This is a genomic window from Coprococcus sp. AF51-11b1 (genome assembly GCF_027682785.1).
Taxonomy (GTDB): Bacteria; Bacillota; Clostridia; order Lachnospirales; family Lachnospiraceae; genus Allocoprococcus; species Allocoprococcus comes.
Genome location: NZ_JAQCZB010000012.1, coordinates 65870 through 76946, shown reverse-complemented (window position 1 = coordinate 76946; position 11077 = coordinate 65870). Strand labels below are relative to the sequence as shown.

General features: G+C 45.6%; 9 protein-coding genes. 8 read left to right on the top strand and 1 reads right to left on the bottom strand.

What is annotated here, in order from left to right:
- Nucleotides 1-8: 8 nt before the first annotated feature.
- The 3 genes from PGY05_RS12385 to PGY05_RS12375 are packed head-to-tail and all read left to right on the top strand — an operon-like array spanning nt 9 to nt 2832.
- Nucleotides 9-656 carry an O-methyltransferase gene (locus tag PGY05_RS12385; protein WP_008375007.1) on the top strand — a complete coding sequence of 216 codons (648 nt, stop codon included), beginning with the start codon at nt 9-11 and terminating at the stop codon, nt 654-656.
- A gap of 36 nt (nt 657-692) precedes the next feature.
- Complete coding sequence (locus PGY05_RS12380) at nt 693-1928, top strand: peptidase U32 family protein (protein ID WP_270476009.1); 1236 nt, start codon at nt 693-695, stop codon at nt 1926-1928.
- A complete protein-coding gene (locus PGY05_RS12375) occupies nt 1921-2832 on the top strand; it encodes a CPBP family intramembrane glutamic endopeptidase (protein ID WP_270476008.1) in 912 nt (303 codons plus the stop codon). Before PGY05_RS12380 ends, PGY05_RS12375 begins: the two co-directional genes overlap by 8 nt.
- A 74-nt stretch (nt 2833-2906) precedes the next feature.
- Here PGY05_RS12375 and sigK read toward each other — a convergent pair whose 3' ends face one another.
- Complete coding sequence (sigK, locus tag PGY05_RS12370; protein ID WP_270476007.1) at nt 2907-3539, bottom strand: RNA polymerase sporulation sigma factor SigK; 633 nt, start codon at nt 3537-3539, stop codon at nt 2907-2909.
- A 182-nt stretch (nt 3540-3721) separates the two neighbouring features.
- On the opposite strand from sigK, the gene PGY05_RS12365 reads away from it, so the two are divergent.
- The 5 genes from PGY05_RS12365 (at nt 3722) to topA (ending at nt 11044) form a co-directional block, all read left to right on the top strand.
- Complete coding sequence (locus PGY05_RS12365) at nt 3722-5092, top strand: Mur ligase family protein (RefSeq protein WP_070098607.1); 1371 nt, start codon at nt 3722-3724, stop codon at nt 5090-5092.
- A 10-nt stretch (nt 5093-5102) separates the two neighbouring features.
- Entirely contained in the window at nt 5103-5837 is a 735-nt protein-coding gene (locus PGY05_RS12360; RefSeq protein ID WP_330673013.1) for a type 1 glutamine amidotransferase, read from the top strand.
- A 457-nt stretch (nt 5838-6294) separates the two neighbouring features.
- Entirely contained in the window at nt 6295-7821 is a 1527-nt protein-coding gene (locus PGY05_RS12355) for a YifB family Mg chelatase-like AAA ATPase (protein ID WP_270476006.1), read from the top strand.
- 5 nt (nt 7822-7826) lie between these two features.
- Nucleotides 7827-8924 (top strand): DNA-processing protein DprA, encoded by a 1098-nt coding sequence (gene dprA / locus PGY05_RS12350; protein ID WP_270476005.1) that lies wholly within the window; start codon nt 7827-7829, stop codon nt 8922-8924.
- 32 nt (nt 8925-8956) lie between these two features.
- Complete coding sequence (topA, locus tag PGY05_RS12345) at nt 8957-11044, top strand: type I DNA topoisomerase (RefSeq protein ID WP_055246879.1); 2088 nt, start codon at nt 8957-8959, stop codon at nt 11042-11044.
- Nucleotides 11045-11077: the final 33 nt, after the last annotated feature.

Below are 11077 nucleotides of genomic sequence, written 5' to 3'. Positions count from 1 at the left end.
AGGAAGATATGATAGTAGAAGAACGACTGACGACTTACCTCCATTCTCTGGAAAGCGCGGACATTCCCGTTCTCGATGAGATCGAACAGGAAGCCCTTGCGGACATGGTTCCGATCATCCGCAAAGAGACAAAAAGTTTTCTGAAAGTAATGCTGGAGATCAAACGTCCGGTAAAGATTCTTGAAATTGGGACAGCAGTTGGATTTTCGGCAATTCTGATGGGAAAATATTCTCCGGAGGAATGTCACATTACAACAATCGAAAATTACGAAAAAAGGATTCCAATTGCCAGAGCCAATTTTGCCAGGGCAGGTATGGAACAGAAAATTACGCTGCTTGAAGGCGATGCACTGGAGATCATGAAAGGCATGCCGGATGATGCAGGATTTGATTTTGTGTTTATGGATGCCGCAAAGGGACAATATCCGGCATATTTAGAACAGGTGATGCGTTTCCTTGTGCCGGGAGGGATCCTGATCACGGATAATGTGTTGCAGGACGGAGATATTATTGAGTCACGGTTTGCGGTGGAAAGAAGAGACCGCACGATCCATAGCCGGATGAGGGAGTATCTGTATACTCTGAAACATCATCCTGAGCTTGAGACGTCTATTCTTCCGCTGGGAGATGGAGTGGCACTGAGCGTGCGAAAATAAAAACAGGAGATAACAGTAACAGAAAGGAAAAAAATAATGGCAAGACATCCTGAATTATTGATACCGGCAAGCAGCCTGGAAGTGTTGAAGACTGCAGTCGTATTTGGAGCAGATGCAGTTTATATTGGAGGAGAAGCATTTGGACTTCGTGCAAAGGCAAAGAACTTTTCCAAAGAAGATATGATGGAAGGAATCCGGTTTGCACATGAGCATGATGTAAAAGTATATGTAACTGCAAATATTCTGGCACATAACTACGATCTGGAAGGCGTGCGGGAATATTTTAAAGAGTTAAAGGAAATAAAACCGGATGCATTGATCATTGCTGATCCGGGTGTATTTGAGATTGCAAAAGAAGTATGTCCGGAAATTGAAAGACATGTGAGTACACAGACCAATAATACAAATTATGCAACTTATATGTTCTGGTACAGACAAGGGGCGAGCAGAGTTGTATCTGCAAGAGAACTTTCCATGCGTGAGATCAAAGAAATCCGTGCACATATCCCGGATGATCTGGAGATTGAGACATTCGTACACGGTGCAATGTGTATTTCTTATTCCGGAAGATGTCTGCTCAGTAATTTCTTTACAGGCAGGGATGCAAACCATGGCGCATGCACCCATCCGTGCCGCTGGAAATATTCTGTTGTGGAAGAAACTCGTCCGGGAGAATATATGCCGGTTTATGAAAATGAGAGAGGAACGTATATTTTCAATTCAAAAGACCTCTGTATGATCGAACATATTCCGGAGCTTATCGATGCGGGGATTGACAGCTTCAAGATCGAAGGAAGAATGAAAACGGCTCTGTATGTGGCAACTGTAGCGAGAACATACCGGAAAGCAATTGATGATTATCAGAAAGATCCGGAGCTTTACAGGAAGAATATGCCGTGGTATCTGGACCAGATCTCGAATTGTACCTATCGGCAGTTTACAACTGGATTTTTCTTTGGAAAACCATCGGAAGAGGCACAGATTTATGACAGCAACACCTATATCCGGGAGTACACATATCTTGGAATCACAGAAGAGATTAAAGACGGTATGGTGAAGATCGAACAGAGAAATAAATTTTCGGTGGGCGAGACGATTGAGATCATGAAACCGAACGGAGATAACGTGGAGGTTCAGGTAAAACGGATCGTAAATGAAGAAGGAGAAGAACAGGAGAGTGCACCACATCCGAAGCAGGTACTGTATGTAGAACTGTCCGGTAGGGCTGACAAGTACGATATTCTCAGAAGAAAAGAGGAAGCAGATGAATAAAAAAACGTGGAAGCCATATGCGGCGATCGTACTGATCCTTCTGTACGGCGTGGATATATTCTGGCTTTCCGGATTTTGTGTCTATTATTTTGGTGAGTGGGGAATTCCAATGTATGAGGGTCTTCTTGCGGTGCTGGCACTTGGAATAGTAGTGCTTTTCAGGGAAGACGTAAAGCGTGCATTTCCATTTCACAGACCGACGATCGCAAAGACTGTCGGAACATTGCTGATGTGGATCGGAACCCTTCTGATCACGATGATTCCGACATCGATCCTGCTTTATGTATTTCCGGAGCAGATGAGTGGGGCTACAGAAAGTGTGAGTGAATTATCCGGTGGACTGCCGTTTGGACTTGCATTTCTTCTGATCTGTGTCACGCCGGCGATTTTTGAGGAAATAGCATTCAGAGGCGGGCTTTTCAGCTGTTTTCGCGGCTTTAGGAGTCCATGGCCGGCAATTCTGATCAGTGCAGCAGTGTTCGGTGCATTTCATGGAAGTTTCTGGCGGTTTGTGCCGACAGCGATGCTTGGAATCGCCATGGGATATCTGCTTGCCGAGACGGATAACATGTTTTATAACATGTTCTTCCATCTGATCAATAATGCGTTACCGACATTGCTTTTACAGCTTACTTCCAGTGTGGCTTCAAAGCAGATGGAAAGTGCAGAAGCTATGGCATCGACAGGCATTTTGCTTGTGATGGTGGCGGTGTATTTTATTTATGCTTCGGCAGGACCGTTTCTGATTTATGCGGGGAATTACCTGATCCATAAAGGACAGCCGGGATACGACAGGGGACTTCTGCCAAGAGAGAAAAAGAAAACTCTGCTGGGGCTTGTGCTTGTAAGTAGCGTCTTTCTGGGACTTGGCATTCTGCTTTTTGGTATAGGAATGTTTGAGTAGAGTGTCCTGTCTGCCGGTGTGAAAGAAGCATCATGAATTTTAAAATGGACAGACAGGATCTAGACCGGCAAAAATTAAAAATGAGAAGGAAGAAAGCAGGGGCGGAGTTTTTGAATCGCCCCTTTTTCAATTCGCGAAACGTAGGAACGTGAGATGCCAAGAGAAGCTGCAACTTCTTTCTGGGTATATTCTTTTTCACCATAAAGACCGTAGCGTTTTTTCAGTACCAGCTGTTCGCGGTTGGTGAGAACGGATTCCAGTTTTTCATAGAGAAGAGAAATATCATTTTTCAGGGCAAGCTGCATACAGGCATCTTCTTCATCAGATTCGATGACATCATACAGGCGGATCTCATTCCCTTCCCGGTCTGTACCGATCGGTTCGTATAGGGAGGTTTCCCGGTTACTCTTCCGCTTGGTGCGCAGCATCATCAGAAGTTCATTTTCGATGCAGCGGCAGGCGTAGGTGGCAAGCCGGGCTTTTTTGTCCGGGTTAAAGGTGGAAACTGCTTTGATAAGGCCGATGGTTCCGATGGACAGAAGATCTTCTGTATCGTCCTCCAGATGCTGATATTTTTTTATGACATGAGCGACCAGACGGAGATTGCGCTCGATCAGAATATGACGGGCCTCATTGTCACCGTCTGCACTGCGTCTCAGAAGCTCGGATTCCTCTTTTGGAGTAAGAGGCGGAGGAAAGGATTTCAATACGATTACCTCAAAATAGAGTTACTAACATTGTATGTAAAAGTGAAATGTTCTGTGCTTTTCCATTCGGGTTATTTTGCGCTTGTGGTACGTCTGAAAATGCGTTATAATGAGCGTTGAATCATGTAGTAGCAGATATGTTTTACAAAAGAAATGAGATTACGAGAGAAAAGGAAAAAATTATGGGAATAAGGACAAGATTAGCGGTACTTGCCTGTAAGACATCCAATGCAGTCCTGCGGCGGATGGGACGAGGCGGAACGAACCTGCCGGGCAAGATCGCATTAAAAATTGACAAAGATATTTTAAAGGAATTATCACGTGGGGTGAAGGTTACGGTAGTGACCGGAACCAATGGAAAGACGACCACGTCCCGTATGATCGAACAGGCATTTGAAGAAGCCGGATATAAGTACTTCGCAAATAAATCCGGTGCCAATCTTCTGACCGGGATCATTACGGTGTTTGCACAGCACTGCAGTCTTTCTGGCAAGTGTTCCTACACACACGCACTGATCGAGTGCGATGAGGCAGCGTTCCGCAAGACCAGTGAGATGCTGCCGGTAGAGTGTCTGGTAGTCAACAATATTTTCCGTGACCAGTTGGACAGATATGGGGAGATCACCCACACGTTGAATGCAATCCGCGAAGGAATTACCCACGTACCGGATGCAACCCTGTGCCTGAACGCGGACTGTTCATTGACGTCATCTCTTGCAGATGATGTACCGAATAAGGTTGTATGGTTCGGGGTGGATGTGCCGATTTACAAAGAGACAGCGTTTGAATTGTCTGATGCAGTGTACTGTATTCATTGTAAGACAGAATATGAATACGATTACAGAACTTACAGCCATCTTGGAGGTTTCCGCTGTCCGAAATGTGGATATCACCGGCAGACACCGCAGGTTGGCGTGACGCAGGTAGTGCGTACCGGAGCAGATTCTTCGGATATCGTGTTAAATGCATTCGGGCATAGCCATGATGTGCACATTAATCTTCCGGGAGGTTACAATATTTACAATGCGGCAGCCTGTGTTGCGGCTGCGGAGATTGTTGGAATCGATGAAGACACAGCAGTTGATGCACTCAGCAGATTTGAATGTGGTTTCGGACGCGCGGAACAGTTTGAACTTGGCAAGTCTAAAGCACGTATGATGCTTGTCAAGAACCCGGCAGGGTACAATCAGGTCATCAACCAGATCTCTAATGATGAGGAAGAGTGCAAGATTGCGTTCCTTCTGAACGACCGTTATGCAGATGGAACCGATATCAGCTGGATCTGGGATGTGGATTTTGAAGCACTTGCCCGCCAGAGCGCACGCTTTACCCGTATTCTGGTATCCGGAGTCCGTGCAGATGATATGGCGCTCCGCCTGAAATATGCAGGATTTGACACTGGACGGATTGAAGTGATCCGCGACTATGAGAACCTTTTAGAAGCAATCGGAGCGGATGAGACACCGACATTTATTATGCCGACTTATACCGCTATGTTTGATCTGCGCGGCGAGATCAGCAAGCATACTGATATCAAGGCATTTTACGAATAAGGAGGGAATTATGGAACTGAATATCTGTCATCTCTATCCGGACATCCTTAATCTGTATGGAGACCGGGGCAATATCATCACAATGAAACGTCGTATGGAGGATCGGGGAATCAAGGTCAATGTAGAAGGCTGCTCGATCGGAGAAACGCTGGATGCAAACCGCTATGATATCTTCTTCATTGGCGGAGGTCAGGATTTTGAACAGGAAGTCCTTCTGAAAGACCTGGGGACCGGAAAAGCAGCAGAGATCCGCGCGGCTGTGGAAGATGAAAAGACCTTCCTCGCAATCTGCGGAGGCTATCAGATGCTTGGCCAGTATTATAAGACCTGGGATGGTGTCCAGCTCGATTTTACCGGCGCGATCAACATTCATACCGTTGGATCAAAAGAGCGTATGATCGGCAATTATATGTTTGAGACCCTCCCGGAGAGCAGTGGAGCTGTTGTAGTCGGCTTTGAAAATCATTCCGGCAAGACCTACCTGGGTGAAGGCGTATCACCACTCGGCAAAATGCTCAAAGGCTACGGCAACAACGGAGAAGACCAAACCGAAGGAGCCCGCTACAAAAATGTCTTTGGAACCTATTCGCACGGCTCCCTTTTACCAAAGAACCCGGTACTCTGCGATTTTATATTACAAACTGCCCTAGAACGTAAATACGGTCAAATAGAACCACTTGCGCCACTGGACGACACCTTAGAATTAAACGCCAACGAATGCATGAAACAAAGATTAAGTAAATAATGCTTATTTAGAAAATGCCACTGCACACAGGGTTCCATCCCACCTGTGCAGTGGCATTTTGTCCTATCTATGATACAGCAAGGCAAAATTTTGCCAGTAAAGTACGGCGGTCATCGTGGGAAAATCATCCCTTTCGATTCACTTATTGTGCAATGGAGAGAAGACTCAAAAATTGTGGAAGCCATTGCTGACACAATTTTCGCTTTCAGAGGCTTCTCGGAATGGTTTGCACAATGGAATCGAAAGGGATGATTCTCCCACGATGACCTCACAACCTACTCCCACAAATTTCCCCTCCTAATCATCTTGACAAAATCCCCTGCCCATACTATCATAAGGATACATTTTCTAAAAGATATCGGTTTTCTTTTAGCAAATCACTCATGGCATTTCGCCATACATTTTCTGAAATAAAACTTCTGAACTTTTGCCGGGGAAAGGCAAGGGTGAATTTAATATGGGATTTTATAAGGTACATTCGGCAACGATTCTGGGGCTGAAAGTAGAATTTGTGCAGGTAGAAGCAGATGCAGGGAACGGACTTCCAATGTTTCATATGGTGGGATATCTGTCTTCTGAGGTAAAGGAAGCAGCAGAACGAGTAAGAACTGCCATGCGCAATGCCGGTTATACCATGCCGGCGAAAAAGATTGTGATCAATCTGTCGCCGGCATGTGTCCGCAAGAAGGGATCGGTATTTGACCTTCCAATTGCAGTTGCAGTACTCGGGGCAATGGGAATTTTCCCGGAAAAAGCAGTGGAGGATATTTTACTTGCAGGAGAGCTCGGACTGGATGGAAAGCTGCAGCCGGTAGAGGGAATCCTTCCGATTGTTCTGGAAGCAAAGAAGGCTGGTTTTAGGTGTTGTGTGATTCCGAAGTCAAATGAGGATGAGGGAAGGCTGGCGCAGGGAATACAGATTTTTGGGGCAGAGACTCTGGAGGAGGTATGCAGATGGCTGAAGGGTGAGTATATGCCTCAGATGGAGAAACTTGACCAGGAAGAGGCTCATGGAACGGAAGAATGGGACATAGATTATAGTGATATTCAGGGACAGGAAGCAGTAAAAAGAGCGACGATGGTGGCGGTGGCAGGAGGACATAACCTGCTTTATGTCGGTCCGCCTGGTTCCGGAAAGACGATGCTTGCCAAACGGATCCCGACGATCTTACCACCGCTTGACCGGGAAGAAAGTCTGGAGATCACGGGGATTTACAGTACGGCTGGACTGCTTAAAAGAAAGAATCCGCTGATCTGGCAGAGACCGTTCCGGGAGGTCCATCATACTGTGACACGGGCAGCGCTCATCGGAGGCGGACGAATCCCATCGCCGGGAGAAGCAACACTTGCGCATGGAGGTGTCCTTTTTCTGGATGAGCTGGCGGAGTTTCCGAGAGGTGTTCTGGAAGTGCTCAGGCAGCCGTTAGAAGAAAAATGCATTCATCTGGCAAGGCAGCAGGGAGCTTATATTTTTCCGGCAGACTTTATGTTGGTTGCTGCAACAAATCCATGTCCCTGCGGAATGGCTCCTGGTCCCCAATGTACCTGTACGCCCGGGCAGATCCGGAATTATCAGGGAAAGTTGAGCCAGCCGTTTCTGGATCGGATTGATATCTGCATGGAGGCACCCAAGGTTGAATATGAAGAACTGACCGGAAAGGGAACAGGGATGGATTCCAGAACCATGCGAGGAAAAGTGATGCTTGCAAGAATGCGTCAGATGGATCGTTTTCGAGAAGAAAAGCTGACAAAAAATGCACAGATGGGGCAAAATGAAATTGAAAAATACTGCCGTCTTGGGAAAGAGGAAGAACGGATGATGCGCCAGGCTTATGAAGTGATGAAGCTGACGGTGAGAAGCTATCATAAAGTGTTGAAGGTGGCACGGACGATTGCAGATATGGAGGAAAAAGAGGAGATCGATCTTGTGACACTCCGAGAGGCACTGGGTTATCGGGTTATGGATAAAGAATACTGGGGATAAGAGAAATGAGTGAAATGTGGTATACATACTGGCTGGCGTGTGTGGAAGGAATCACAGGTGACAGAAAGTGTGAATTATACAGAAAGAACGGATCTGCGGAAGCAGTATATTATATAGAAGAAAAAGGGATCAGAGAACAGATAATTACAGAAAAAGAGTGGGGGATCCTGAAAGAAAGTAAGAAAAAAAGGAATTGGAGGGAAGCGTATCAAAAAGTGGTGGATCGGGGAATTCAGATGGCAGTCCGGGGACAGAACAATTATCCGAAACGGTTTGAAGAACTTGCGGGAATGCCGTATGCACTCTTTTTTATCGGGGAGATGCCACGGGAGGGAATGCCGTCGGTGGCAGTGGTGGGTGCCAGAAGATGTAGCAGCTATGGTGAGAAAATGACGCTTCGCTTTGTTGAAAGACTTGCGGAGAGCGGAATCCAGATTATCAGTGGAATGGCACTGGGAATTGACGGAATGGCACACCGGGCTGCATTAAATGTCGGAGGGAAAACATTTGCGGTTCTGGGAGGCGGAGCAGATGTATGTTATCCTGCGGCACATAAAGGACTCTATAAAGATTTAATAAAGCGGGGAGGCATACTGTCTGAACAGCCACCGGGAACTCCACCGGTTGCCTGGCATTTTCCGGCAAGAAACCGTCTGATCAGCGGACTTGCCGATGTGGTACTTGTTATGGAGGCAAAAGAAAAGAGCGGATCCCTGATTACAGCAGACATGGCTCTTGAACAAGGAAGAGACATTTATGCTCTCCCGGGGATGGTGACAGAGCCGCTGAGCTGTGGTTGTAACCGCCTGATCCGGCAGGGAGCAGGGATTCTTCTGAATGAAGAAGATTTGCTGGAAGAACTGGTTATAAAAGGGCTGCTAAAGAAGAAAATCGCAATTATATCAGACACGAAAAATAAAATAAAGCTTGAAACGAAAGAAAATTTGGTGTATAGTAAGCTCGGTTTGTATCCGCGGGGGCTGGATGATTTACAGAGAGAAACCGGACTTACTCCACAGGAGGTGATGGGAATCTGTGTATCTCTTCAGTTGAAAGGATGCATTCAGGAAAGATCAAAAAATTATTATGTCAGAGCTAAATGATCTGACACTATTAATATGGAGGAATATAATATATGGCACGTTATCTTGTGATTGTAGAGTCACCGACAAAAGTGAAGACCATAAAGAAATTTCTCGGCAGCAATTACGTGGTAATGGCATCAAACGGACATGTAAGAGATTTGCCGAAAAGTCAGATGGGAGTAGACCTGGAGCATGACTTTGAGCCGAAATACATTACAATCAGAGGAAAAGGTGAGATCCTTGCAGGACTTAGAAAAGAAGTAAAAAAAGCAGATAAGATTTATCTTGCAACTGACCCGGACCGCGAAGGAGAAGCAATTTCCTGGCACTTGATGAAAGCACTTAAGCTGGAAGGAAAGAAAGTATACCGGATCAGTTTTAACGAGATCACTAAAAGTGCGGTAAAGGCATCCCTGAAAAATGCACGTGATATCGACATGGATCTGGTAGATGCGCAGCAGGCGCGTCGTGTGCTGGATCGTATCGTGGGATATAAGATCAGTCCGGTTCTCTGGGCAAAAGTAAAAAGAGGACTTAGTGCCGGTCGTGTGCAGTCTGTGGCACTTCGCATCATTGCAGACCGGGAAGATGAGATCGCAGCGTTTATTCCGGAAGAATACTGGTCATTGGACGCCAATTTCAAGGTAAAGGGAGAAAAGAAGCCTCTTACAGCAAAATTCTATGGAACAAAGGATGAGAAGATCACCATCCATAACGAAGAAGAACTGCATAAGATTCTTGCAGATTTGGAAGAGGCAGAATATGAAGTGGTCGATGTAAAACGCGGAGAGAGAAGTAAAAAAGCACCGCTTCCGTTTACGACCAGTACCCTTCAGCAGGAGGCATCCAAAGCACTGAATTTTGCAACTTCAAAGACGATGCGTATCGCACAGCAGCTTTATGAAGGTGTAGATATTAAAGGAAGTGGAACGGTTGGTCTGATCACTTACCTGCGTACGGATTCGACCCGTATTTCTGAGGAGGCGGATGCAAATGCAAGAGCCTATGTTGGAAAAGCCTACGGAGAAGAGTATGTGGCAGAGACTGCATCGGAACAGAAGCAGAAAAATGACGGGAAAAATATTCAGGATGCACACGAAGCCATCCGCCCGTCAGATGTTACCCGTGTTCCGGCAGAAATCAAAGAATCTCTTACAAGAGACCAGTTCCGTCTGTATCAGCTGATCTGGAAGCGTTTTGTGGCGAGCAGAATGCAGCCGGCAAAATATGAGACAACTTCTGTTAAAATTGGAGCAGATGATTACCGTTTTACGGTATCGGCATCTAAGATTATATTTGAAGGTTTCCGTCTGGCATATGTGGAAAGCGATGAGGAAAAACAGAGTGGAAATGTAATGGTCAATAGTATCGATAAAGATTCAGAACTGACGAAAGAATCCTTTGACTATAAGCAGCATTTCACACAGCCACCTGCACATTACACCGAGGCATCTCTTGTAAAGACACTGGAAGAACTTGGAATCGGACGTCCGAGTACCTATGCACCAACAATCTCTACGATCATTACAAGAAGATACGTTGCAAAAGAGAACAAGAATCTTTATATGACAGAGCTTGGTGAAGTGGTCAATAATATTATGAAGCAGTCTTTCGCAAGCATTGTTGATGTCAACTTTACCGCTTATATGGAAGGACTTCTGGATATGATCGCAGAAGGAAAGGTAGAGTGGAAATCGGTTATCAGCAATTTCTATCCGGATCTGAAAGAAGCGGTTGAAAAAGCAGAAAAAGAGCTGGAAACAGTTAAAATCGAGGATGAGGTAACCGATGTAGTCTGCGAAGAATGTGGAAGAAATATGGTTATCAAATACGGTCCCCATGGAAAGTTCCTTGCATGTCCCGGATTCCCGGAATGCCGCAACACCAAACCGTATCTGGAGAAAATCGGAGTTGCCTGCCCGAAATGTGGAAAAGACATTGTATTGCGCAAGACAAAGAAAGGCAGACGTTATTATGGATGTGAGGATAATCCGGAATGTGATTTTATGTCATGGCAGAAGCCGTCAGAAGAAAAATGTCCGAAATGCGGAAGTTATATGGTAGAAAAGGGAAATAAACTTGTCTGCGGTAATGAACAGTGTGGGTTTGTTAAAAATAAAGAGAAAGATGAAAAATAAATCAAATTTCATTGAACTATTCAGAATTGTATG